General features: G+C 39.6%; 23 protein-coding genes and 1 tRNA gene. 2 read left to right on the top strand and 22 right to left on the bottom strand.

Annotated features, from left to right (window positions below):
- From purR to QOS06_RS05900, 11 genes are all read right to left on the bottom strand, one after another.
- A complete protein-coding gene (gene purR / locus QOS06_RS05950; protein WP_003667193.1) occupies positions 1–846 on the bottom strand; it encodes a pur operon repressor in 846 nt (281 codons plus the stop codon).
- A gap of 241 nt (positions 847–1,087) precedes the next feature.
- On the bottom strand, positions 1,088–1,885 hold the full coding sequence (locus QOS06_RS05945) for a metal ABC transporter permease (RefSeq protein WP_003671302.1): 798 nt from the start codon (positions 1,883–1,885) through the stop codon (positions 1,088–1,090).
- Complete coding sequence (locus QOS06_RS05940) at positions 1,885–2,556, bottom strand: metal ABC transporter ATP-binding protein (RefSeq protein ID WP_003671304.1); 672 nt, start codon at positions 2,554–2,556, stop codon at positions 1,885–1,887. Before QOS06_RS05940 ends, QOS06_RS05945 begins: the two co-directional genes overlap by 1 nt.
- Before the next feature lie 7 nt (positions 2,557–2,563).
- Positions 2,564–3,475, bottom strand: a complete 912-nt coding sequence (locus QOS06_RS05935; RefSeq protein WP_003671305.1) for a metal ABC transporter solute-binding protein, Zn/Mn family — start codon at positions 3,473–3,475, stop codon at positions 2,564–2,566.
- Between the two features lie 314 nt (positions 3,476–3,789).
- Positions 3,790–4,641 carry a 4-(cytidine 5'-diphospho)-2-C-methyl-D-erythritol kinase gene (gene ispE, locus QOS06_RS05930; protein ID WP_003667188.1) on the bottom strand — a complete coding sequence of 284 codons (852 nt, stop codon included), beginning with the start codon at positions 4,639–4,641 and terminating at the stop codon, positions 3,790–3,792.
- Positions 4,642–4,826: 185 nt separating this feature from the next.
- Positions 4,827–5,069 carry a Veg family protein gene (locus tag QOS06_RS05925; protein ID WP_003665581.1) on the bottom strand — a complete coding sequence of 81 codons (243 nt, stop codon included), beginning with the start codon at positions 5,067–5,069 and terminating at the stop codon, positions 4,827–4,829.
- A 90-nt stretch (positions 5,070–5,159) separates the two neighbouring features.
- Positions 5,160–6,053, bottom strand: coding sequence for a 16S rRNA (adenine(1518)-N(6)/adenine(1519)-N(6))-dimethyltransferase RsmA (gene rsmA / locus QOS06_RS05920; protein WP_003671308.1), 894 nt, complete (start codon positions 6,051–6,053; stop codon positions 5,160–5,162).
- Positions 6,046–6,612 (bottom strand): ribonuclease M5, encoded by a 567-nt coding sequence (rnmV, locus tag QOS06_RS05915; protein WP_003671309.1) that lies wholly within the window; start codon positions 6,610–6,612, stop codon positions 6,046–6,048. The genes rsmA and rnmV overlap by 8 nt, the downstream gene beginning before the upstream one ends.
- A complete protein-coding gene (locus QOS06_RS05910) occupies positions 6,609–7,427 on the bottom strand; it encodes a TatD family hydrolase (protein ID WP_003671311.1) in 819 nt (272 codons plus the stop codon). Before QOS06_RS05910 ends, rnmV begins: the two co-directional genes overlap by 4 nt.
- Positions 7,420–9,447 (bottom strand): methionine--tRNA ligase, encoded by a 2,028-nt coding sequence (metG, locus tag QOS06_RS05905; protein ID WP_098035309.1) that lies wholly within the window; start codon positions 9,445–9,447, stop codon positions 7,420–7,422. Before metG ends, QOS06_RS05910 begins: the two co-directional genes overlap by 8 nt.
- Positions 9,448–9,524: 77 nt before the next feature.
- Positions 9,525–10,373, bottom strand: a complete 849-nt coding sequence (locus tag QOS06_RS05900; RefSeq protein WP_085680103.1) for a DUF72 domain-containing protein — start codon at positions 10,371–10,373, stop codon at positions 9,525–9,527.
- Positions 10,374–10,640: 267 nt separating this feature from the next.
- On the opposite strand from QOS06_RS05900, the gene QOS06_RS05895 reads away from it, so the two are divergent.
- Positions 10,641–10,766 carry a hypothetical protein gene (locus QOS06_RS05895; RefSeq protein ID WP_003671317.1) on the top strand — a complete coding sequence of 42 codons (126 nt, stop codon included), beginning with the start codon at positions 10,641–10,643 and terminating at the stop codon, positions 10,764–10,766.
- A 54-nt stretch (positions 10,767–10,820) separates the two neighbouring features.
- Here QOS06_RS05895 and QOS06_RS05890 read toward each other — a convergent pair whose 3' ends face one another.
- From QOS06_RS05890 to trpS, 5 genes are all read right to left on the bottom strand, one after another.
- A complete protein-coding gene (locus QOS06_RS05890; protein WP_085680105.1) occupies positions 10,821–11,519 on the bottom strand; it encodes an NAD-dependent protein deacylase in 699 nt (232 codons plus the stop codon).
- A 5-nt stretch (positions 11,520–11,524) separates the two neighbouring features.
- Positions 11,525–12,484, bottom strand: coding sequence for an IpaB/EvcA family protein (locus QOS06_RS05885; protein WP_085680107.1), 960 nt, complete (start codon positions 12,482–12,484; stop codon positions 11,525–11,527).
- A complete protein-coding gene (locus QOS06_RS05880; RefSeq protein WP_085680109.1) occupies positions 12,477–13,739 on the bottom strand; it encodes a hydroxymethylglutaryl-CoA reductase, degradative in 1,263 nt (420 codons plus the stop codon). The genes QOS06_RS05885 and QOS06_RS05880 overlap by 8 nt, the downstream gene beginning before the upstream one ends.
- Positions 13,732–14,673 (bottom strand): Ppx/GppA family phosphatase, encoded by a 942-nt coding sequence (locus QOS06_RS05875; RefSeq protein WP_085680112.1) that lies wholly within the window; start codon positions 14,671–14,673, stop codon positions 13,732–13,734. Before QOS06_RS05875 ends, QOS06_RS05880 begins: the two co-directional genes overlap by 8 nt.
- A gap of 143 nt (positions 14,674–14,816) precedes the next feature.
- Positions 14,817–15,839, bottom strand: a complete 1,023-nt coding sequence (trpS, locus tag QOS06_RS05870; RefSeq protein ID WP_003671322.1) for a tryptophan--tRNA ligase — start codon at positions 15,837–15,839, stop codon at positions 14,817–14,819.
- Between the two features lie 277 nt (positions 15,840–16,116).
- Between trpS and QOS06_RS05865 the strand changes: the two genes are divergently transcribed.
- Positions 16,117–17,076, top strand: a complete 960-nt coding sequence (locus QOS06_RS05865) for a DNA-methyltransferase (RefSeq protein ID WP_003671323.1) — start codon at positions 16,117–16,119, stop codon at positions 17,074–17,076.
- Positions 17,077–17,117: 41 nt separating this feature from the next.
- Here QOS06_RS05865 and ndk read toward each other — a convergent pair whose 3' ends face one another.
- From ndk to QOS06_RS05835, 6 genes are all read right to left on the bottom strand, one after another.
- Complete coding sequence (gene ndk, locus QOS06_RS05860; protein ID WP_087214907.1) at positions 17,118–17,561, bottom strand: nucleoside-diphosphate kinase; 444 nt, start codon at positions 17,559–17,561, stop codon at positions 17,118–17,120.
- Positions 17,562–17,648: 87 nt separating this feature from the next.
- Complete coding sequence (gene helD, locus QOS06_RS05855; RefSeq protein ID WP_087214905.1) at positions 17,649–19,967, bottom strand: RNA polymerase recycling motor HelD; 2,319 nt, start codon at positions 19,965–19,967, stop codon at positions 17,649–17,651.
- A gap of 12 nt (positions 19,968–19,979) precedes the next feature.
- The gene (locus QOS06_RS05850; protein WP_078009261.1) at positions 19,980–21,149 is read right to left on the bottom strand and encodes a cation:proton antiporter; all 1,170 of its coding nucleotides are present in this window, start codon (positions 21,147–21,149) and stop codon (positions 19,980–19,982) included.
- Between the two features lie 169 nt (positions 21,150–21,318).
- Positions 21,319–21,392: transfer RNA gene (locus tag QOS06_RS05845), tRNA-Thr, on the bottom strand.
- A 39-nt stretch (positions 21,393–21,431) separates the two neighbouring features.
- On the bottom strand, positions 21,432–22,793 hold the full coding sequence (locus QOS06_RS05840; protein WP_180374492.1) for an aspartate aminotransferase family protein: 1,362 nt from the start codon (positions 22,791–22,793) through the stop codon (positions 21,432–21,434).
- The gene (locus tag QOS06_RS05835; protein ID WP_283595645.1) at positions 22,756–24,228 is read right to left on the bottom strand and encodes an APC family permease; all 1,473 of its coding nucleotides are present in this window, start codon (positions 24,226–24,228) and stop codon (positions 22,756–22,758) included. Before QOS06_RS05835 ends, QOS06_RS05840 begins: the two co-directional genes overlap by 38 nt.
- Between the last annotated feature and the right edge of the window lie 122 nt (positions 24,229–24,350).

Genomic DNA, 24,350 nt, shown 5'->3' with positions numbered 1-24,350 from the left:
CTAATTCTCTACTTTCTTATCAAACACGTTTTCCATGAAGCTTCCTGCTTGTGCTGCAATCTTCTTCTCCGTACCATCTTTAGTTTCCACTTTGATTAATGAAGTACAGTTATCGACTAACCGTTGCCCATTTACCGGACGACCTTCTGCAAAAACAGTAATCCCAACCAAGTTAGCATCAAATTCTTTAATCAAAGATTTCATTCCGTTAATCGTGCCGCCGCCCTTCATAAAGTCGTCAACAACCAAGACATTCGCCCCAGCTGATAATGTACGACGGGACAATTCCATCTTCTTTATCCGTTGGACGGACCCAGAAACATAATTAACACTTACAGTAGGTCCTTCAGTAATGTGTGAACTATTACGAACAATAACAAATGGTTTATTCATATACATCGCAACGCTTTGAGCAATCGGAATTCCTTTAGTCTCAACTGTCATAATAACATCAACATCAGTATCAACGTATTGAGTAGCGATTAACTTACCAATCTGCCGCAAGATTTCCGGTTGGCCGATTAAATCTGATAAGTAAACATAACCTCCCGGTAGCAAACGCGAGTCATCATTAACCCGGTCAACCAAGTTATCAATGGCCGCCTGAGCATTTTCCTTAGAATAAAATGGCGTTAATACCGCGCCACCGCTTGCACCAGGAATTGTTTCTAATCGTCCCTGTCCCCACGTTTGGAAGGTATGTTTAACAATTCCTAAATCTTCACTGATTGATGACTTAGCTGAGTCATATCGCTCACCAAAAAACTTCAACGATACTAATGATCGCGGATGTTCAAGCAAGTAACGTGTCATATCCACCAATCGGTTACTCCGTCTAATTTTCATGTTCTTTCTCTGCCTTTCAAAAAGGATTAATTAACATTGATTTTAACATAAAATGTTCGGATTTTCGGCAAAAATTTTAGTATTTACTGAAGAAAAAGAGTCCGAGATAGGGAGGCGTTTTGTCACCACGAAGCTAGCATCTGAAAGCCCCGCAAATAATAATAGTCTCCAACACTTTGCCGGGCGTTGAAGACCATTGTTGTACTATGTTGTTTACCTGCTTAACTACTTAAGCCACAGTCTAATTCGATTCGATAAATTTACTATAAATCAAGGCTGTGGTATAGATGATAACTTCAATCACTGCGATAAAGAAACTAACCGGCCAATCTGTCAAATAACCGAGAAAAAGACCAAGCCATGTTCCTAACAGTGAAAATAAAATCGCTAAAATAATCATCCGTGCGACACCATGCGTAAAGTATTTAGCACTAGCAGCTGGTAACGTTAGGAGAATAAAAATTAGCAAAGAACCGACAATCTGAGCAGCGACACTAACGCTTAAAGCAAGTAGTAAAAGAAAAATAACAGAAATCACTGTTTGATTTATTCCACTGACCTGCGCCCCAATTGAATCAAAGGAATCAAACTTAAGGCGACGATACATCAATAGCAAAATAATTAAAACAAGAATGGAAAGGTAGACAAGCTGCCAGACCTCATTCAAACTAATTCCAACCACGCTACCAAACAAAATACTTGTTGCTGAGCTAGCTGACTGACTGCTCAAAGATAAGAAAAGAATTCCTAAGCCAATGAACAGCGCTGAAACGGCACTAATAACCGCTTCTCGTCGTGATTCTTTTATACTCATTTGTCCAACAATAACTGAACTTAACATTGTAAACAGAATCATCCCATTTAGTGCTGGCCATCCAGCAAAAACGGCAAAAGCACCACCAGCAAACCCAATTTCAGACAAGGTATGCGTTAAAAATGATAAATTTCGTGCAACGACAAAAACTCCAATAATTCCACAAATAATCGCAATAAATGTACTAGCGACAAATGCATGACGCATAAAACTTAAAGTTAACATTATTTTTTATCCCCCTTTACCGGACTGGGTAACTCATTAATTGGCCCAGTGGAATAAGAACCGGGAGATAAATACAAGAAACGAGTTCCATATTGTTTTGCTAGATCCCAATCATGAGTAATAAACATTACACTCAAACCATTTTGTTGAAAACGAGTTACCAGGTCTAGCAATTCATACTTCATTTCATTGTCCAGACTTGCCGTCGATTCGTCCAGAATAAGGAGATTTGGATTGGGTAATAAAGCTTGAGCAAGATATGCTCGTTGCTTCTCACCCCCTGATGCTAAACCAAGGGGCCGCTCAGCAATCTTTGTTAGGTTATTTTCACGAATCATCCGTTCAACACGGTTTCGCTCGCTTTTAGTCAGCCATGGCAAAAGGCGTGGTTTAGTATTTAAAGCAACAAAATCGCGAATAGATAGCGGGTATTCCTCGTCAATATTACGAAACTGAGGAACGTAGCCAAGTCGTGTACTTTGCGGAATAGTTATTGTCCCGCTTTTCGGTTTTAAAAAACCAAGCATTGAGCGAACAAGAGTCGTTTTTCCGACCCCATTTTCACCAACCACGACAAGAAAATCCCCTTCATTAATGGAGAAGCTTAAATGATCGATTACAGTATGATTTCCATAAGCGATCGTTAAATCATCAACTGATACAACTGCCATTATCTTCTTAATTCTCCTTTTGTTGAATGCGAGACAATGCTTGGTATTGCTTGAGCATCCACTGCATATAGTCATACCCATTCGGCTTTGTTTCCGTTACCTTTAATACTGGAACATTATGTTCATGGGCAAGTTTAACTAAATTATCAACAACTTTATCACTTGTCTGCGAATTATCAACAAAGAAGGCAATTTGGTGATTAATGATTGCTTGTTGAATTTCTTCAATATCTTTTGGTGATGGATCATTCCCATCTTCAACTGCTTTTTCAAAATGCTTGTCCATAATTTGATAACCAACATTCTCTAAGGCATAATCAAAAACTGGTTCACTGACTGCAACTCGATTATTATTAGGATTTACCTGGCGCTTTACTTTCGCAATTTCTTCATTAAGCGGTTGAAGAGAAGCTAAATATTTGCGTGCATTTCTTTGGTAATCCTTAGCATGTTGCGGATCAATTTTACCATATTGAGTTGCAAGATCATTTGCTAACTTTTCGACCGTCTCAGGTGCATACCAAATATGCTCATTGTCGCCATCTTTCTTGCCGGTTAAAGATGCTACATTAATTACTTTAATCTTGTTATGGTTACTGCTTGATTTAACGAGTTTGTTTACCCAGCTATCGTAACCAAGACCATTTTCAATTACTACATTGGCTTTAGCAACTTGCTGGGCTTGCTTAGTATTGGGTTGATAATCATGAGGATCAACCGAAGCATTATCAATAAACGAAATCACTTGGCCATGATCGCCAGCTACTTTCTGCGCTACTTCACCATAGAAATTCATCCCAGTTACCACTCTAATTGGCTTTTGATTTTTCCCCATCGATTTCCACGGAACAAAGGATAACCCAAGAATTATAACCAACAAAGCAACAATACTACTAATACTGATAATATATTTTTTCATTCTTTCCCTCTTCTTTAATCGTAATCATTACTATTTAGAACAATGAATATAATATCGAACTTTATGCTAGATTGCAACTATAAAAATAAAAAGGACAAGAGGAGAGTGGAAAATAACCTCCTCGACAAGGCGGTGGGCTAAGCTAGAACGATGATTAGCACGGCATGGGCTGATTAGCGTTCGTACTTAGCCTCGAGTCTTGTGGCGACATGAAGCTAGTTTCACGTTATCTTACTATTGTTCATAAAAGCAGTTGAGGCTGGGAGAAAACAAAAGTTTTCTCTCAGCCTCATTCCTCTTGTCCTTAAATATAATCAAAGCAAAGTTACAACATGAACGTCGCGACAAAATCCCCGGATACTATTTTGAATCCGTTTTGCTCGCGATTCTGTATGGCAGATTGCGAAGACGGTTGGTCCCGTCCCACTCATCTGGGCAACATCGGCCCCCAATTCTTTCATCTTATTCTTTAGACGACCAATCTCTGGATAAAATTTCATCGTTAAGGGCTCTAAAACATTTCCCATATATTTTGTTGCTTCTTGCCAATCCTCTTTCTTTAAATTTGTCAGTAATGCTTCATTATTAAGATGTTGAAGCTTCTCATAATTAATTTGTCGTAAGATTTGCGGCGTAGAAACACTGATCTTCTGTTTTGCAATTACAGCCCAATAATGAGGTTGCGGTGGTAACAATTCGATTTTTTCACCATGGCCAGTAACGTGGGCTAATTTGTTATATATACAATACGGGACATCAGAATCAATTGTTAATGCGATCTTTGCTAGTTCTGATAAACTCAAGCCCAACCGCCAAATACTATTTAATGCGCGTAAAACTGCCGCTGCATCTGAAGAGCCACCGCCCAATCCGGCCGCGACTGGAATTTGCTTCTTAATCCGAATTGTAACGCCATCTTTACAATGAAAACGACTACGTAAAATATGAGCTGCTTGGTATGCTAAATTACGTTGGTCATTGGGTAAAAAGCCACTATTTGTATAGACTTTAATTGTTGCAGGGCGCCGGTGTGTCTCAACAGTTACATAATCAGCCAGGTCTGCCGAGACCATTACCATATCCCATTGAGGAGAACCATCAAAATATCGCATCGGCGTATCTAAACTCAAATTCAATTTTGCTGGTGCTTTTTCTGTAACTATCATCCGGCAACCCTCCTTATTTGTAATAATTTAGTTAGTTAAATTATACTAACGGAACTATAATCCTTGCAACTACTGTTTCCTAACTATTCCTAAAGCAAAAGGAGTGAATAAAAAACTGCCTTCCTGTTGAAAGGTATTTTTACTCACTCCTATTATTTTATAAATATGAATTTTAAATTATCAGTTTATTCTGCTTCATCGAAGGCAATTGAAATATTTCGTGTTAACAAATCAGTATAACTATAGGAAACTCGATCCAATGTTCCTTGTTCATCATTTAAATGAATAACAAATACTGCAGGATAAGTCTTACTTAAAATACCGTGATGGGTGGTAATACGTTTACGTCCAGCTTGCGCTTTTACTAAAACATGCTCGCCAATCCGTTCATCTAGCTTCTTCTTAATTTCTACAATGCTATTAGGCACGACTCCTTCACCTCACTGTAGACTAGCATACTCTTTTTTTACACAAAAATCAAAATTGTACCATAATATTTTATAACGGTCAACCATCTTTTACAAGAGATTTTGCCGGTGAAGAGCATTCGCAAGTTCAATAAATTGTTCGAGGGTTAATTTTTCTGGCCGGATTTGTGGCGAAATATCCAGCTGAGCTAAGACAGCAGTCATTTTCTCTTTTACCGCTGGATCCTTACCAATTACACTTTGCAAGTTATTCCAAAGACTCTTGCGACGATGAGCAAAGCATCCCCGGATAAAGCCAAATAATTTTTGCTTATCAAAAGGCTGAACCGGAAGCGGATTTGTCCGTGGCGTTAATACCACAATTGCTGAATCAACATTAGGCGACGGCACGAATACTTTCCGTGAAACATCAAAAGCAATTTTAGCTTGCATTTGGTATTCAATCGCTAATGTCAACTCACCATATTGTTTAGTTCCTGGTTTAGCAGTGAGTCGTTGAGCAACTTCCTTTTGCATCATCACACAAATCGTCGCCCACTCAACAGGACTAGCCAGCAAATTCATTAGAATGGGACTCGTAATGTAATAAGGGAGATTAGCAACCACCTTAATTGGTCGACTAGGATCCTTAAATTCCTTTTTGATTAACTCTGGTAAATTAGCTTGAAGGACATCTTGATTAATCACTTTTACATTATCATATGGTGATAATACTTCTTTTAATACCGGAATTAAATCTTGATCAATTTCTAAGGCTAAAACTTCTCCCGCCGCTTGTGCTAATTGCTCCGTTAAAGCACCAATTCCGGGACCAATTTCAATTACATTGTCATTAGCTGTAATATCTGCTGCCTCAACGATATTTTTTAAGACGTTCAAATCAGTAAGGAAATTCTGGCCGAAACTCTTTTTTGTTCGGATCCCGTACTTTTCCATTATCGCGCGGGTACGTGTTCGACTACCAATTTCTGGTGAATTACTCATGATCTGCCTCCTGATTTATTTGCTTAATCGCTTTTTCAAATGTTGCCCGGTCAACTTGAAACATGTTTAAACGGTGAATCAATTGTTTCCCATTTCCATAACCGATTCCGAGTAATTGCCCTAACTTTTCACGCCGTTTTCGTGAATCTGCTTGACCTGTTAATCCCCATTTTTGCAAATCTTCTCGCTTAAAAGCTTGCTGAGGTGTCGTTGTTTGAGTATAAAGGTGCTCCAAAGCTGATTTTATAATTGCTGGCGTTGCATGCTCAACCCCTAAGCTACCGTGAGCCTCAGTTGGCACACCATCTTTTCGTTTAATAAAAGCATGCTTAACGCCAGGAATGGCTTCACTGATTATTTTTCTAATCCGCTCCCCGTTAAAGTCCGGATCAGTAAAAACAATTAGGCCTCGGCTTGCTTGTAACTTTTTCAACTTTGCCAAGTCAGCCGTTGAAATTGCAGATCCATTTGTTTCGTAAGTATCGGCATCAACCGCTTTTAAAATTTGCTTAGTATCATCTTTACCTTCAACAACTATAACTTCTTTTATTCTAATCATAGGCCTCTTTCTTCATTTTCCAAAAATAAGCGACGGGCGTTCGTAAATGTTTTATATGCCACTTTGCCAGCATCAACCTGCTTTAAATCTGCAATTGCATCCACCGTAAATTTAGTAAAACCGGGTTCGTTTTGCTTTCCTCGGTATGGGAGCGGAGTTAGGTAAGGAGCATCCGTTTCAACCATCATCTTTTCCAGGGGAACAACTAATGCTGCTTCATGGACTTCTGTCGCATTTTTAAAGCTTACGACACCACTAAATGAAATCATCATCCCGAGATCCACAAATTTCTCTGCCCATTCTGAAGTCCCATTAAAACTATGCATAACCCCGCCAAATTCATCGACGTGGGCATTCCGCAAAATTTCATACGTGTCAGCCAGTGCATCCCGGCAGTGAATTGAGACCGGTAATTTAAGTTCTCGCGCCCACTCAAGCTGTTCAGCAAAAATTTCTTGTTGTTGCTGGTGAGGAGAATGCTCGTCATTATAATAATCTAAGCCAATCTCTCCAATTCCTACAACTAAGGGATCTGCTAATTGTTGGCGTAACTCTTTCTTGGTTTCACTATTCCAATTAGCAATATCTTCTGGATGCCAACCGATAATTGGATGCAGGTTATCGTACTGATGTCCCAACTTTAAAGCACGAGTATTCAATAGCTGGTTCGAGCCAACAATGTTCATCTCCGTCACGCCATAATGAGCAGCACGGTTAATAAAGGCAGGCACATCATCATAAAACACATCGTCATTTAGGTGGGTATGGGAATCATAAACCAATTGCTGGTGTTGATGATTACTCACTTTATTCAACGCCCATTCCAGGTACTAAATTGTCAGGAACAGTTACTACTTGAACATTACCGTCTTTTTCAGCAGACAAAAGCATTCCTTGGCTTAATTCGCCCCGCATTTTCCGTGGTTTCAAGTTAGCAACAATCAAAACTTTCTTACCTACTAAAACAGAAGGATCTGGATACCATTTAGCAATTCCAGAAAGGATTTGCCGACCTTCTTCTGTTCCATCATCCATGTGGAATTTCAGAAGCTTATCAGCACCTTCTACATGGTCGGCAGCAGTGATTTGAGCTACTTTCAATTCAACTTTGTCAAAGACATCAATCCGAATTGGCTTTTTGCCATCTGCTTTTTCTTCTTGTGCTGCTTCCTGGGCTTTTTCTTTTGCTTCAGCCATTGCCTTTCTTCCCTTCTTCTTTTCGTTTACTGTCATCTTGCTCTTAATAAATTCAACCTCGGCCTTCACATCCAATCGTGGGAAGATCGGAGTTCCTTTGGCGACAACCTGAGCTTCTGCTGGGAAATCATTAAATTGAAGATCGGTTAATGATAAGTCAGTCCCTTCAATTCCAAGTTGTTCAACAATTTGTTTTGGTGCATGCGGCATAATTGGTTGAATTAGGGCTGCAATAATCCGCAAACTCTTTGCTAGATGGGTCATCACATCTGATAATACATCCTTCTTACTATCATCTTTTGCTAATACCCATGGTTCAGTTTCATCAATGTACTTGTTAGCACGACTAACCAACTTCCAAACAGCTGCTAATGCTTCAGCAAATCGTGTTTTGTCCATCAGTTCTTTATACTCAGCGATTACATCACTAGCAGTTTGTTCTAAATCAGCATCAAAATCAGTAGTTGCATCATTAGTACCAAGCAATTTGCCGTTTTGATACTTATTAATCATCGCAACAGTCCGATTGAGCAAGTTTCCTAGATCGTTAGCGAGGTCATAGTTTACCTTATCAACAAAGTCTTCTGGACTAAAGACGCCATCATTACCAAATGGCATTGCCCGTAATAGGTAGTAACGTGTAGCATCAAGGCCGTAACGATCAACAAGGGTTTCAGGATAGATAACGTTTCCCTTTGACTTCGACATCTTCCCATCACGCATTGTTAACCATCCATGACCAATAACGTGTTTTGGCAATGGTAAGCCAAGCGCATGAAGCATAATTGGCCAGTAAATCGTGTGGAAACGAACAATTTCCTTTCCTACCATGTGAACATCAGCAGGCCAGTACTTCTTGAAGAGGCTATCATCATCACTGCCATATCCTAGCGCAGTAATATAGTTTGATAATGCATCAATCCATACGTATACCACGTGTTTAGGGTCATTAGGAACCTTAACCCCCCAGGCAAATGATGTCCGCGTAACTGCAAGATCTTCTAGCCCTGGCTTTAAGAAGTTATTAATCATTTCATTCATCCGTGATTGCGGTTCGATAAAATCAGGATGTTCCTTATAGTAGTTCATTAACCAGTCAGCATACTTACTCATCTTAAAGAAGTATGATTCTTCCTCAACTAATTGAACTTCATGACCTGATGGCGCTTTTCCACCGATCACATTACCGTCTTCATCACGGTAAACTTCTGCTAACTGACTTTCTGTGAAGTATTCTTCATCATCAACTGAGTACCAACCAGTATACTTACCCTTGTAAATATCCCCTTGGTCAAGCAATTGTTGGAAAATCTTTTGGACAGCTTTTTCATGGTAGTCGTCAGTTGTCCGAATAAACTTGTCATTTGTAATTTCAAGTTTTTTCCATAGCTCTTTAATTTGGGCAGCCATTTGATCAACGTATTCTTGTGGCTTCATGCCGAGCTTTTCAGCCTTTTGTTCAATCTTAAGGCCATGTTCATCGGTTCCTGTTAAGTAGAATACGTCATAACCCATCAAACGCTTAAAACGTGCTTCCGCATCACATGCAATTGTTGTGTACGAATTACCAATATGGAGTTTACCAGATGGATAGTAAATTGGTGTTGTAATGTAATAAGTTGGTTTTTGTTCAGCCATATGAAGCCCCTCTTTCTAAGATATTACTAATTAAGATTTAACATTTAGTATAGCATTTTATTAGGGCTTGCTCCATCCTAAAACAGATCAAGCTGTTCTGGTGATTTGGGTGCCAATCCCTCGAATTCAATATTCATCATTTTTTGAAGACTCAATGCATTGGGTGCTGCATCTTTAGCTGAGTTATTGTTGAAGATAACACAGAGTTCTTTAGGTTGCGGCTGCAAGGACTCAATTTGTTTTTTAAAGAATTGGAGTTCTTCCGTCGAATATCGATATAAAGTCCGCGTTTTCCGCCATTCTTTTCCTTGATTTTCCCATCCTTTGCGATTACGACCATGAAGGCGCAGCATGGCTAAGTCGGAATTAGTTGCTGCAAGCACAAATGGTACTGACGTCGGCGTATTATGGGGTTCATCAGCGGCCACTAATGTGAAATTGAGCTCACGACAGAAATTTAAGACTGACGGTAAAATTTCTTTCTTATACCAAGTTTGATTACGAAATTCGACTGCAATTGGCAAGTTTCCTAACCATTTCCGAATTAATCGTAAGTAAGAAAAGTCACGCACAGTTGCATCAAAATATGGAGGAAACTGAAATAATATCGTCTTTAATTGACCAGCAGCTACCAAGGGGGAGATTGTTCGGCGATATTGTTGAAAGACCTGTTCTAATTCGCCACGTTCTTGATTTCGCTGATGCAATGTCATTTTCTGGTTAGCCTTAACAATAAACTGAAAAGTTGGTGGAACAGTAGCAAGCCAGTTTTGAATTGTTGCTATCTGAGGTAAAGCGTAGAAAAAAGTATCAATCTCAACCACTGGAAAATGTTGAGCATACTCATCAAGCTTTACTGGGCGTTGTTCATCATGAATGAGTACTGGATGCTCTGTCCAAGTTGTCATCCCCATCGTTATTTTCATCTTTAATCCTCTCTTTCGTACCCCAAAATCCTCATCAAATTACTTAGCAAATTCTTATACACTACAAAATAAATCTATATTCATTTTTCAAGGACTTGAATCGTTGTTTTTATCGCTTTTATTCATTTTTGTAGTAAAAAGCGAACGGATTATGCATCATTTTCACCCATTAAAATGAAATCGTTTCTCATACTTCATTATTTCTCTAGGGAAAACGTTCAAAACATGTTATTTTACAAGTGAACAATATGAAAGGAGCGATCAGAAATGCTACTAAAGAACAAAGGTATTCGTCACATTTTTTATCAAGAAAAGGCTACTACTAAAAAGAAGGGTTCTCATTTAGTAGCACTCCCATTCAAAGTTGATGGGAAGGTCGTTTTCTTTGAATAACTACTGGAGCAAAAAGAAGCTGGAAATTGTCCTCAGACAACTGCAGCTTCTTTTTTATACTTTTAATTCGTCAAAGAATTTTGTTGCGTCGTCTTGAACCATTTGAAAGTCAAAAGGAAATTGCAATAACTGCTGATTAACAGCAATCACCTTTGCATTTGGATTGCGGTAATCTAGCAAGCCCGCAAATGGGTATACTTTCATCGAAGTACCCACAATCACAACTAAATCAGCTTGTTGCATTGCCTTGACAGAATTGACAATATCCTCTTGCTTAATTCCTTCATCATATAACACAATATCCGGACGCAAGGGACCATTATCCTTTTGATGCAAGCGACTATTCAAATATTCACTCACCGGAACTGTTTCATGACACTTTTCACAATAAACGTGGAAAAGGTTCCCATGAAAATCAATTAAGTGTTTTGTTCCAGCTTCTCCATATAAGTTATCAATATTTTGCGTTATAACTGTCGCGCGATCCTGTTGCGTCAACGCTGCCTGTTTTTGATGAATTACGTTAGGTTTTGCATCTGGAAAATATAAATTCTGCTTGCAAAATTCGTAAAAGCCTTCTGGATCACTAGCAAAATAACGGTGACTTAAATAATATTCGGCATTCCGATTTTGCGTATATAAACCGTTTGCTGACCTAAAATCAGGAATACCAGAAGCAGTTGAGATACCAGCTCCCGTTAGAAAGACAATATTTTTTGCGTCGTCAAATGTTTTTTGAATCGTCGCATCCATCTAACTCACTTCCTTACAATGTATGGAATGCTATTCTGTTCAAGAAATTCCTTCACTGGTTGATCATATATCTTCTTAAATTCTTCTGGCGCATTTTGAGCCGGTGCCGGAAGAGTAAACGAATTTTGACCATCACTCCGCCGAAGACCAACATAGGCGCGCTTATCTGTCCCCCGTTCTTTCATATCAGAGTGATAGATTTCAAAAACTTGACGCATCTCTAAACGTAATTGCCGGGCACTTAATACCGGTGAGAGAGTTGTATATTCATTATTATGTAAGGCTGGTAAGCCCCATTCCTGCATTTGTTGATCAAACAAAGAATAAATCTTAACAATTGACCGGCGCATATCGAATGGTGACTTAATTGGCTTCTTTGTAATCTCAGCATACATCTTTTTTGCTGCAGCTAGTGCGAGAGGGTACTTTTCTGCCAAAGTTTTTTCATACTTTGAAATGTGATCACCATAAAAGACTAAGGCATCCAAAAGGGTTAATAACCGTAACGTCCGTTCATCATCTTCCTCTTTTTCCGGAGTTAATGTGTATTCAATCCCCTTTAGATACTGCTTTTCAATCTCATCGGTAATAAAACCATGCTTACGTTGTTCTGCAACCACTACTCGATGCATGGCAATGTTATACAAATCCGTTGACATAATCATCATCTGTTCATCGAGTTCCTTATCACCAAGAGATAGTTGGAAAAAGATTTGTGGAAACCCTTTTAGCAACATCAAAAGGTGCAATAACTCATGTGAAGCAGTGTAATTTGGGGCAGTCAAGTCAGTCACAATAATAACCAAGGCACCAGGAATAGTTTGTTGAGTTGCTTGGTCATGGCGAACGTATCCTGACTTGTCACCATGAAACTGGACAAAGACACTACCTTCAGGATATAGACTGTTAACCTGATCAAGGAGTGCTTGATTTTCTTTATTTAGTGTAATTCTCTCTTCAGTCATTAACTTGGTCCTTTCTGATCGTTGATAGTATTTCTTTAGCAAGTGCTTGGTCAACATGTGATTGCTGCTTTAATTGAGCTACCACTAACGGTACTTCTGCTGGCGTAGCTCCGACACTTGCCGCTAATGAGCGATATTGGAGTTTCATATGACCAGCTTGAATCCCAGTAGTTGTCAATGCCCGCAAAGCAGCCAAATTTTGTGCTAATCCGACACTTGCTGTTACTGCTGCTAACTCTTCGGCGCTTTTAATTTGACTAATATGATAGTTTATCTTTGTTATCTTATTTAATCCAATTGAACCACCAATTACACCAACTGGTAAAGGAAGAACAATTTTTCCTACCAAGTAGTCGTCCTGAATTTCCCAAGTACTTAATCCTCGATATTGCCCATCACGAGCAGCATAGACATGGGCCCCGCTTTCAATTGCCCGCCAGTCATTTCCACTGGCGATCATGACCGCATCAATCCCGTTCATTATTCCTTTATTATGGGTAGCTGCCCGATAAGGATCAACTTGCGCAAGGTCACTAAGGCGGGTAATTCGTTGAGCAACCTCTTTACCATCCATCTCCGTAGTTGCTAAGTATCGAAAATCAACTTTACAAGTAGCGGTTTGCAGACTCTGCGTTGCAAGATTGCTTAAAATTGCGGTAATAACATGGAAGCCCTGGTCTGTTAACCATTTTCCAACCGCTTCTGCCATCGTATTGACACTATTAGCGCCCATTGCCTGACAAACATCAATCCCCAGGTCAATGCTAATAAAGTTCCCAGGAGTACGAACTTTCATCGACTTCGCACCCCCACCTCGTGCCTGCATTGAGGGATGAGCCTGGTTAGCAATTGTTAAAATCTCATCTTGGTGTTCTAATAACCATGCTTTAACTGCTGCTTTATCGATCACATCATCTAACACAACTTGCCCCACTAATTGTCGGTCTTGCCGAGGAGCAGTAAATCCTCCCGACCTACTTACCCGGTGTGCACCATTGCTAGCAGCGGCAATGACTGATGGTTCTTCAACCACCATTGGTACAACATACGGACGATTATTTACGGTTATATTTAAGGCTACTCCTTCAGGTAAAGAATAATCAGTAATATAATTTTCGACTAACTCATCCCCTAAATCTGAACTTGTATTTGCTAATACTTGCTCTTCCATAGGGGATAGGTGACGAGCTTTTGCTAATTGTTGACGTCGATCATCGGCAGATAACTTATAAAAACCGTGTTGCCAATCAGTCATGATGTCGCTTCCTTTGATTTACATATTCAGTGATGATTCCTTCGCGGACACCACTCTCTGAAAAAATAACCCGGCCATCACTGTTGCGTTGCAAAAGGGTTACAAGAGGCAGCATTCCACCAATAATAATATCTGCTCGTTCCGGTTCTAGACCAGTCAGCCGTTTACGCTGGGCCAAGTTCCGATTTAATAATTCACGGTAAGTCGCAAATACTACTCGTGAGGAGAGTTGATACCCATGAATCGAACCGTTTCGGCGGTGATGGTGATGATAGGATTGAGTCATACGCGCCAAAGTCCGGTTAGCACCACCTAATAAAACAATCGGAACACGCGTTGCATATCGTAACCACGGAATCTTGGTCAATCGTTCATTCATGGCTACCTGAGCACGAAAAAGGTCAGCCGAACGAACATAGCCATTTAAGTGGTATTGTTCTGATAAATTAACAGCTCCCACCGGAATAGAAATCAAATTACGTGCTTTTCGCTGTTGCACCAATATCAATTCACAACTTGCTCCACCAACATCTAGAATCAAACAGTGGTTAAGTCGCAATGTCCGAACAACGCCTAGATAATCATAATAGGCTTCTTTTTTACCAGATAAAACTTGTAGATGAATACCGACTTCTTGTTGAACACGATTCAAAAACTCTTGACGATTTCGTGCTTGCCGAACTGCAGCAGTTGTGATCGCACGAACTTTAATATTGGGAATCTCTTGGTAGATTTTTTTAAATCGTTTTAGAGCCGCAATTGTGCGTTCAATTGCACTCTCTTGTAACATTTTTTCTCGTCCCATTCCCTCAGATAAACGTGTATTTTCTTTTACACGTCGAATTTCACGAAATCGTCCATCTGGAGCAATTTCTGTTATTGCCATTCGGGCCGAGTTTGAGCCGAGGTCTACAATCGCGAGGTTTTCCACCATTTTCACCTCCGCTTTAATTAATTATTTTTCGTATAAATACATCTCTTTTATGTTACCATGTTCTGCTATGGGAGACACGAAAAAAAACGGGGCTCAGGTAAAAACTTATTTTCCTAGCAGCCTCGCTTTTTTAGTTTATATTTTTAGCCAAAGTAGTTAATCCCGATTGCATCACGAACTTCTTTAAGTGTCTGGTTTGCAACCTCATTTGCCCGTGCTGAGCCTTCTTTAAGAACTTGATCAACATAATCAATATTAGCTGCATACTCTTCACGCCGCTTGCGAATTGGTGAAAGTTCAGCTTCAAGAACTTCATTTAAGTAGCGTTTAATCTTAACATCCCCAAGGCCACCAGCTTGGTATTGCTCCTTCAATTTAGCAACTTGCTCTTTGTCTGGATCAAAGATGTCAAGGTAAGTAAAGACAGTATTGCCTTCAACGTGACCAGGATCACTAACCTTGATATGTGTTGGATCAGTATACATCGACATTACTTTCTTTTGCACTGTATCAGCATCATCAGAAAGATAAATTGCATTGCCAAGCGACTTACTCATCTTTGCATTACCATCTAGCCCTGGAATCCGTCCTTGACCCTTTGGTGGGAATACCCCTTCAGGCTCAACTAAAATATCTTGTTGGTAAATCCGGTTGAACGTCCGCACAATTTCACGAGTTTGTTCAAGCATTGGTTCTTGGTCATCACCAACTGGCACTGTATCAGCCTTAAATGCTGTAATATCTGCTGCTTGGCTTACCGGGTAAGTAAAGAATCCAGCTGGCACACTTTCACCAAACTTCTTTTGCTTAATCTCAGTCTTAACAGTTGGGTTTCGGCGTAAACGTGCAACAGTTACTAAGTTAAGGTAGTGCATCGTTAATTCACTCAATGCTGGAATTTGTGATTGAACCAAAATTGTTGATTTCTTTGGATCAATTCCAACCGCCAAATAATCCAGAGCAACTTCATGAAGACTACGGCGGATTTTTTCCGGATCCCGGGCATTATCGGTCAATGCTTGTTGGTCAGCAATCATGATAAATGTGTCATATTTACCTGTATTTTGTAATTCAACCCGATTCTTTAACGAACCTACATAGTGTCCAATATGCAACTTACCAGTTGGTCGATCACCAGTTAAAATAACGTGTTTTTCTTCTGCCATTTTAAATTCCTCCTAAATTACAAAACGCCCTACTTAGTCGTATAAACTAAATAGGACGCTTTTCGCGCGGTGCCACCTAAATTGCAATCATTATTGCCGCTCATTGTGTATCTTGTTGTGACCATTTCGCACTTTGGGGACCTTTTCACCGACCGCCCCTCGCTAAGGCTCGCGCTACTTAATATAATTAATTTTAATCCAACTCCTACTAAAAAGGCAAGACAATCCTGAATATGACAAGTATAATAATATTAAACGTCGAACAGGAGTGGTCTATATGCGCTCAAAAAGAAATAAAACAATCGATTTCACGCTGGAGGAAGCTTCACCTGAGCTCCTCAACCAAATTATTCAGCCTACTGATAATCTCCAGACAATATCCAATAAGATTATCAACGGGGATTCCTTCAAGGTAATGACTAAATTATCACCACACCAGGTTGATCTCGCCCTTATTGACCCTCCTTACAACCTTAATAAACAGTATGATGGTTTAAGCTTTAAAAAAATGTCCACAAGCCAATATCAAGCTTACACGCAAAAGTGGATTGACCTCTTAAAACCATTATTAAAAGAAAATGCTAGTATCTATGTCTTTTCTGATTGGGCAACCAGCATGGCACTTGCGCCGATCCTCGAAAAAAATTTTACAATTCAAAATCGGATTACTTGGCAACGAGAAAAGGGCCGGGGTTCACTGAAAAATTGGAAAAATGGGATGGAAGATATTTGGTTCTTAACCGCGAACCCGAGTGATTACACCTTTAACGTCGACCAAGTTAAGCAACGACGACAGGTGGTAGCTCCTTATCGTCAAGATGGGGTAGCTAAAGACTGGCAAGCTACTAAAAATGGTAACTTTCGGGATACAATGCCGTCTAATTTTTGGGATGACATTTCAATTCCGTATTGGTCAATGCCAGAAAATACTGGTCACCCTACGCAAAAGCCTGAGAAATTGCTGGCAAAAATCATCCTTGCCAGTTCTAATCCTAATGACTTCATTTTTGATCCTTTTGCTGGTTCCGGTTCGAGTTTAGTGACTGCCGCTAAACTTAACCGCCGTTATCTTGGAATCGAGCAAAGTCTTCTATATTGTGCATGGGGACAGTACCGACTTAATCAAATAAAAGATGATCCTAGCATCCAAGGCTACACTGATGGAGTCTTCTGGGAGCGTAATACCTTAGCAGTACAACGAAAGATTAAACGTCAACAAAGGGCAAGTGAAAAATAAAAAGACTGAGAGGAAAAATTTTCTCTCAGTCTTTTTATTTTCTACTGTTTATCTTTAATATCAAATTCTGGGAACCAAATACCAATTTCACGAGTGGCACTGTTAACGTTATCAGACGTATGAATGATATTTCGCAAGTTACCATCAGGCCATTCACGACCATAGTCACCACGAATTGTTCCCCATTCAGCTTCACCAGGGTTAGTAGCTCCTGCCATGTTATGAATTGCTTGGATTACATTAGTACCAGAAACAACAATTCCTACAACTGGTCCTTCTGTCATGTATTCTAATAATTCAGGGAAGAATGGTTTGTCAACTTTATCAAAATAATGCTGACGAAGCTTTTCTTCTGATGGGTTAATCATCTTAAGAGCTTCAATATTATACCCTTTCCGTTCAATACGGGTAATAATATCTCCAATATGACGAGTTTTTACCCCATCAGGCTTTACTAGTACAAGTGTGTATTCGTCTTTAACCATGGCGAAGCATCTCCTTTTTCTATATCTACCCCATTAGATTATCACAAGTCACCATCTCTTGAAAACGTTTTTAGACAATAGAAAAATTTAATTTTTATTTGGCAATTGATATTCAATCGTTAAAAGACGCCCAGCTTTCTCGTTAATTGCGTCGCTAACTGAACCATTGCTTAAAAGGACCAGTTCATGCATTGCCCGTGATGCCATTGTATAGATCATACCGACTTCATCAGTATTAGCTAGGTTTTTAGCAGAGACATCCGCAGCAAGGACAGCATCGAATTCGAGTCCTTTTGCTAAGTAAATTGGGAGAATTAAGATCCCCTTTGGCAATTCACTTGCATCCTTATCTAAGAGATGAATATTTTCAACCTTTTGCCGGCGAAGTAATTGATAAATAACAGCGGCTTGCTCTTGATTCTTGGTTAAGATCGCTACAGTTTCATGTTTGTTAGCTAGTTTAAGTGTCTCATCTAACAAGCTTTGCTGACTCTCTTTATCAGAATAACGGACTAACAAGCGTGGTTTCTTTCCATGGCGAGTGAAAGAAATTATCTTATCTCCATCCGGCAACAAGGCCTTCGCAAAATTAGTAATCTCCGTCGTGGAACGATAACTTCGCCGTAAAGCAATTAAATTAGGCCGCTTAGCCTTTAATACCCCACTAAGTTTGTTTAATAACTCTTCCGGTAACTGCAATGGCTTAAAAAGAGCCTGTTCACTATCACCGAGGACCGTAAACTTAGCTTGGGGAAAGGCGTGTTTTAAGTAGATTAACATCGCTGTTGAATAATCTTGCATCTCATCAATAAATACATATTGAAAAGAACGATTTTGTCCTGTACCGGAAATCAAATCACGCAGATACATCAAAGGTGCCGCATGCATTAATTCCAGCCGATGGCATTCAATCTCATCTTGAAAAGCAAGAATCATTGTTGCCCATTCCCGCTGACTAATTGTCTTAGGTACCTCAACTTGATGCAAAAACTTATTATATTGATTATAAAAATCGAGAAAGTAATTATTATAGATCGCATCTGCAATCACACGTAAGCGTCGTTTAGCTAAGCGCCGCGAAAGGTAAACATATTGCTCATCTTCATCCTTAAAGTCATCAATTGACTTCTTACCACAAAGATTGTGCAATTGTTGTAAATCAAGTGAATCCAGTTCTTTAGCTACCCAATCTTTTTTAGCTTCATCTTTAACTCGCCGCTGTAATTCACGAATTAACTTATTTTTCAATTGAACTAACTTATCAGCAGGAGCCATCGTCAATGGTAATTCTTTATAAAGATCTTTGACGTGGTCAGCTGAAAAGAAAACTTGACCATTAAAACGAATATCAGCAAACTGCAAATCCTCAATTGTCATTTTCTCGACATAATGTGCAATTGACGTCATAAAAGATTCACTTTCAATAAAGTCAGCAACAACATGAGAAACATTTTCAGGTTTTTGCCGCTCTTCATAGCGATCAAATAATGTTTCTACTTGCAAGCCTTCAAAACGCCGCCGGATAAACCCTTCTAATGTTACTTGCCGCATATTTCTTTCACCAAGACTTGGCAAAACTTCAGAAATGTAGTGGCTAAATAAATTATTGGGACTAAAGAGGACAATCTGATCCGCATTCAATTCTGTTCGACTATGATAAAGCAAGTATGCAATTCGCTGAAGGATCGCTGAAGTCTTTCCTGAACCAGCCACTCCTTGTACTAGCAAAAGATCACTACGCGTATCACGGATAATATCATTTTGCTCTTTTTGAATTGTTGCCACAATATTATGCATATACTGGTCATTTTGCTTTCCAAGAGCTGCTTGCAAAACTTCATCACCAACCGTTTCATTGGTATCAAACATGTTAGTGATCTTACCATCCTTAATAGTGAATTGGCGTTTCTTTTTTAATTCTGTGGTTTGCATCCCAGCTGGCGTTTCATAATTGACTTTCCCAAGGGTACCATTATAGTAAACCCCAGAAATCGGTGCCCGCCAGTCATAAATTAAAAAGTCTGTTTTATCTTCATTCATTAAAGAAGAAGTACCAATGTATAGCGTTTCACTCTTATCTTCACCAGGATCTTGAATATCAATCCGGCCAAAATACGGTGACCCTTTTAAGTTTTTCAAAGTTCTTAACTGGTGCTTTAGAATTGATTCACTTTCCGCTGCTCGTGAAACCAATTGTCGCTGCTGTTCAATCATTGACCGAGATTCAGCAATATCATCAACTTCATAACGATTAATAGATGCATTTTCACTATAATTACGTTCAACTGCCCGTGTTTCACGATGAGCATCTTCAACAGCTTTAGTGGTAGCAGCTATCTGTTGGTCAATTTGTTTTTCAACATTATCAACCCGCGCTTGCTCCGTTTCTCGTTCATGATTTTCCATCAAAAGCCCCCTTTACTCAAGTTCGTTGGCTGATCGTTTCAATGCATTCTTTAAAATAAATGGCGCTAATACAGTTGCGATAATAATCACGGTAATTACATCTGAATAATACATTGGCGAAAGAAGATGTGCTTCATAACCAATCTGGGCTGTAATTAATCCCATTTCACCACGGGCAACCATCCCACTACCGACAATATAAGAACTTGGCATGCTAAAGCCAGATAGCTTAGCACCCGCTCCACATCCAAGCAGTTTTGTTAAGCATGCAAGGATTGTCATTACAATAACAAAGACAAACGATTCACCAATATTATCAAAGCGCATGTTCAAGCCTACACTGACAAAGAATAGCGGAATAAACATTGCATATCCAATTGGAATAAAACTCCGGTCAACAACTTCTTTATGCTTGGTGTTAGCCACAGCAATTCCGGCGAAGAAGGAGCCAACAGCCCCACTCAAGCCAACATAATCAGCAATTGCGGCCATGCCTAAACAGATAATCATCGCCATTACCGACGTTGAAGCAACTGTTAATAGGCGATCACTCATATGAATCAGGTAAGGTGCTAACCAACGAATTAATAGGTAAGTTCCACCAAAGAACACTAACTGCATCAAGAGGACAATTCCTAAAGGCTGACCATTGCCGTGGCCACTATTGCTGCTTCCATTGATTACACTAATCATCACACTTAACAAGATAACACCAATAATATCATCGGCAACCGCTGCTCCAAGCACTGTTGCCCCCTCTCGGCTATCTAGGCGATTAAATTCACGCAATACTGCAACTGAAATACTAACAGATGTTGTCGCAAAAATAACCCCGATAAAAAGTGATTCAAGCTTAGTAAAGCCAAACATATAACTTACTGGTCCCATAATTACAATGGGAACAATTACCCCCAAAAGCGCCACAACAACAGCGGGCTTCAAGTATTTTCTTAGTAAGGATAGGTCGCTTTCCAATCCTGCGATGAACATCAAGATAATAACCCCAATTTCCTGAAATTCATTCATCATTGAATTTAAATGAACCCAATCTAAAACAGCGGGTCCTGCAATGATTCCAACTAGGATTTGTCCAATCACTTCTGGAATCTCAACGCGACGACATAAGTGTGCTACGATCTGGGTTGCAAGCAATAACCCCGCCAACACTGCAATAAATTCCATTTCTTTTCCTCCAATTTATCAATTAAGCTAATGCTATATAATTTTGATTTTAACATAGCCGTAATTTCAATCCTAATTATATTACTAGCAAGGTCATATTCTTATAAAGAAGAAAAGAGATTTAGAAAAACGAATCGTTTTTCTAAATCTCTTTTCTTAGTTCATTTTAAGCCATCTAGCGGGTTCGAACCGCCGACCTCATCCTTACCATGGATGTGCTCTACCTAGCTGAGCTAAGATGGCGCTTAAAGTATACCCGAAGATGGTCTTAAATTGCAAGAGTTACCAACCTAACTCTTCTGCATTTGCGGGAGCTGCTAATTTACCAGCGGCTAATTCCGCGAATGCTTGATCAATCATCGCAAAAGCTTGATCTAATTCTTTTTCTGTAATAACTAATGGTGGTTGGAAACGAAGAATACTCCCCCGTAAACTAATGATAATTGCTCCTAATTCAAAGATGCGGTACATTAGCTTGGTTGTTGCTTCTGTATCACCTTTTCCCGTAACTGGATCAATGATATCAATACCACCATCAAGTCCATACATTCGAACATCACCCACAAAAGGATATTTTTGCTGTTCAAGCTTAAAAAATTCAGCTGCTTTTTTGCCAAGGCGTTGTGAACGTTCTAAAAGATGCTCATTTTGAATAACATCTAAGGTCGCGTTCGCTGCTGCAGCCGTAATTGGGTTACCAGCTGTAGTGTAAACATTGGCTGGCGCACCTAATGATTCCAGAACCTCCTTACGACCAATCATTGCACTAAGCGGCATTCCCGAAGCTAAGGACTTACCAACAGACATTAAATCTGGTTCAATCCCAAAATGCTGGATCGACCACCATTTACCAGTCCGTCCCATCCCTTGATTAACTTCATCAATGGCAAAGAGAATTCCATTAGCTTTAGCAAATTCGTATACCCTTTGCATATAAGCAGGAGGAGTCTTAACAATTCCCCCATCACCTTGAATTGGTTCAATAAGAATTGCAGCAACTTCATCAACTGGCAAATAAGTTTCAAAAGGCAGCATAAATTGATGAAACATCCGCTCAACAAACGCCTCGTCACTTTCATTAGTTAATCGTTCCCAGGGACTCGGGAATGGTACTTTTACTACGCCTGGTAGCATTGGACCCATTTTTCGTGTCATATTTAATGAAACACCTGACAAGCTCATTGAACCGTAAGTTGAACCATGATAGGCCCCCGTAAAGGAAATAATATATTGGCGTCCAGTATATGCTCGCGCAAATTTGATAATTGCGTCATTAGCATCCGAACCAGAATTACCCCATACCATTTCAACTGGCCCGCTTATCGGCGCTAATTCTGCTAATCGAGGTGCCAACCGCGCTGCTTGTGAATTAGCAAAGTACGCTGGAGTATACTGAATCATTTTAGCTGCTTGTTCTTGAATAGCTTGCACTACTCGCGGATGCGCATGACCAGTATTAGTCGAACTAGCACTGGCAAGCAAATCGATATAATCATTTCCTTCAATATCAGTAACCATTGCCCCCCGTCCATGATCTAATACAATATCGTAGTACTTAATCCGGGCAGCAGTTGCAAATGCATTTTTTTCTTCTAATAAAACATCTCTATTCGTTTTCTCCTGCTTCAGTTTCGTTTTTAACATTTTGTCCATCTTCTTTCTTTACCATTGACGAGTGACGCATTCCATAAGCAAAGTAAATAATTAAGCCAAAGACAAACCAGATACCAGCGTAAAGTTTTGCCTGGTAATCTAATCCCATAAACACAAGTAATGAAGCAAGAAAACCAAGAGCTGGTAATACTGGATAGAATGGCATCTTAAATGAAGGATTTGGAATATCTTTTCCTTCACGACGACGTAATGCATAAATACCAAGTGAAACAAACATAAAGGCGATCAACGTACCGGTTGAGACCAATTGGGAAAGAAAGGCGAATGGGAAGAAAGCACCGATCAAAACAACACCAATTGTAAGTGTCCAAAGTGCACGATTTGGTCGATTATGTTTATCAAGTTTTCCAAGCCATTTTGGCAGCATTCCATCACGACCAAATGAGTAAATCAACCGCGAACTAGCCATACTCATCCCAATCAAGGCGGTAAACATTCCTAGAACAGCAATTGTTTGAACAACAGTTGCTACACCACTATGATGAGCTGCACGTAATGCAAGCCCAACTGGTTCAGCACTGTTAGCGTATTGTTGATATGGTAATACCCCAATCAGTACAAGACTAACTGCTATAAAAAGAACAACCGCGATTACTAAGGAACCAAGGATTCCACGTGGCATCGTTTTTTGTGGATTGATTGCTTCCGCTGAATTAGCAGCAATTGAGTCAAATCCGATATAGGAAAGGAAAATCATCGATACCCCGGCATATATACCTTGCCAACCACCAAATGCACCATTAGCTGTTTCATGGTATTGTGGAATAAATGGCATAAAATTGCTTGCTTTTATAGCGGTTAAACCAACAACAATAAAAAGTAAAATTGCAAAAACTTTAAGAATAACAAGAAGATTTTCAACACGAGCAGCTTGTGATACCCCGCGTGAAATTAAGAGGGCTACTAAAATAATTACAACAACTGAAACAATATCAACAACTCCGCCTTCTGTACCAAAAGCATTTGATAATGAAGCAGGCAGCTTCCAGCCAAGCGGAACAAATAATGCCCGGAAGTTAGCAGAGAGACCAGATCCAACAAAGGCCAAAGCAACAAAGTATTCAGCTAATAGTGCCCAACCAGCGACCCAACCAAAAAATTCTCCAAACACGACGTTAATCCATGAATAGGCTGAACCAGCAAACGGCATTGCAGCAGCCATTTCTGCATAGGCGAAGGCAACTAACCCGGCCACGATCGCAGCAATTAAAAAAGAGATAACTACTGAAGGTCCAGTATGCATTGCGGCCACTTCACCAGGAAGAGTGAAAACGGAAGTGGACACAATCGTTCCAACACCTAAAGCTAAAAAGTCCCGCACCTTCAAAGATCGAACTAAATGACCGTCTTTATTATCATAAACACGCGGGTCTTCTTTACGTGTAATTGTTTTCCAAAAACTCATAATTATCCTCCTTTTCTGAATAATTAAATTTTGATTATAATTATAAGAAAATCTTTAATACATTTTACCAAGGCGCCTTCCCTAGGTCAATCGTTTATTTAAATTAATCAAAGAAAGCGATT

It is taken from the genome of Limosilactobacillus sp. DJ3M12, from assembly GCF_947381695.1.
Taxonomy (GTDB): domain Bacteria; phylum Bacillota; class Bacilli; order Lactobacillales; family Lactobacillaceae; genus Limosilactobacillus; species Limosilactobacillus kinnaridis.
The sequence above is the reverse complement of the archived record's forward strand: the minus strand, read 5'-3'. Positions and strand labels throughout refer to the sequence as shown.

Excerpts from the sequence above, each read along its gene's own strand:
- purR (WP_003667193.1), bottom strand. The coding sequence starts at position 846 with ATGAAAATTAGACGGAGTAACCGATTGGTGGATATGACACGTTACTTG.
- QOS06_RS05945 (WP_003671302.1), bottom strand. The coding sequence starts at position 1,885 with ATGTTAACTTTAAGTTTTATGCGTCATGCATTTGTCGCTAGTACATTT.
- QOS06_RS05940 (WP_003671304.1), bottom strand. The coding sequence starts at position 2,556 with ATGGCAGTTGTATCAGTTGATGATTTAACGATCGCTTATGGAAATCAT.
- QOS06_RS05935 (WP_003671305.1), bottom strand. The coding sequence starts at position 3,475 with ATGAAAAAATATATTATCAGTATTAGTAGTATTGTTGCTTTGTTGGTT.
- ispE (WP_003667188.1), bottom strand. The coding sequence starts at position 4,641 with ATGATAGTTACAGAAAAAGCACCAGCAAAATTGAATTTGAGTTTAGAT.
- rsmA (WP_003671308.1), bottom strand. The coding sequence starts at position 6,053 with ATGAGTAATTCACCAGAAATTGGTAGTCGAACACGTACCCGCGCGATA.
- rnmV (WP_003671309.1), bottom strand. The coding sequence starts at position 6,612 with ATGATTAGAATAAAAGAAGTTATAGTTGTTGAAGGTAAAGATGATACT.
- metG (WP_098035309.1), bottom strand. The coding sequence starts at position 9,447 with ATGGCTGAACAAAAACCAACTTATTACATTACAACACCAATTTACTAT.
- QOS06_RS05900 (WP_085680103.1), bottom strand. The coding sequence starts at position 10,373 with ATGAAAATAACGATGGGGATGACAACTTGGACAGAGCATCCAGTACTC.
- QOS06_RS05895 (WP_003671317.1), top strand. The coding sequence starts at position 10,641 with ATGCTACTAAAGAACAAAGGTATTCGTCACATTTTTTATCAAGAAAAG.
- QOS06_RS05890 (WP_085680105.1), bottom strand. The coding sequence starts at position 11,519 with ATGGATGCGACGATTCAAAAAACATTTGACGACGCAAAAAATATTGTC.
- QOS06_RS05885 (WP_085680107.1), bottom strand. The coding sequence starts at position 12,484 with ATGACTGAAGAGAGAATTACACTAAATAAAGAAAATCAAGCACTCCTT.
- QOS06_RS05880 (WP_085680109.1), bottom strand. The coding sequence starts at position 13,739 with ATGACTGATTGGCAACACGGTTTTTATAAGTTATCTGCCGATGATCGA.
- QOS06_RS05875 (WP_085680112.1), bottom strand. The coding sequence starts at position 14,673 with ATGGTGGAAAACCTCGCGATTGTAGACCTCGGCTCAAACTCGGCCCGA.
- trpS (WP_003671322.1), bottom strand. The coding sequence starts at position 15,839 with ATGGCAGAAGAAAAACACGTTATTTTAACTGGTGATCGACCAACTGGT.
- QOS06_RS05865 (WP_003671323.1), top strand. The coding sequence starts at position 16,117 with ATGCGCTCAAAAAGAAATAAAACAATCGATTTCACGCTGGAGGAAGCT.
- ndk (WP_087214907.1), bottom strand. The coding sequence starts at position 17,561 with ATGGTTAAAGACGAATACACACTTGTACTAGTAAAGCCTGATGGGGTA.
- helD (WP_087214905.1), bottom strand. The coding sequence starts at position 19,967 with ATGGAAAATCATGAACGAGAAACGGAGCAAGCGCGGGTTGATAATGTT.
- QOS06_RS05850 (WP_078009261.1), bottom strand. The coding sequence starts at position 21,149 with ATGGAATTTATTGCAGTGTTGGCGGGGTTATTGCTTGCAACCCAGATC.
- QOS06_RS05840 (WP_180374492.1), bottom strand. The coding sequence starts at position 22,793 with ATGTTAAAAACGAAACTGAAGCAGGAGAAAACGAATAGAGATGTTTTA.
- QOS06_RS05835 (WP_283595645.1), bottom strand. The coding sequence starts at position 24,228 with ATGAGTTTTTGGAAAACAATTACACGTAAAGAAGACCCGCGTGTTTAT.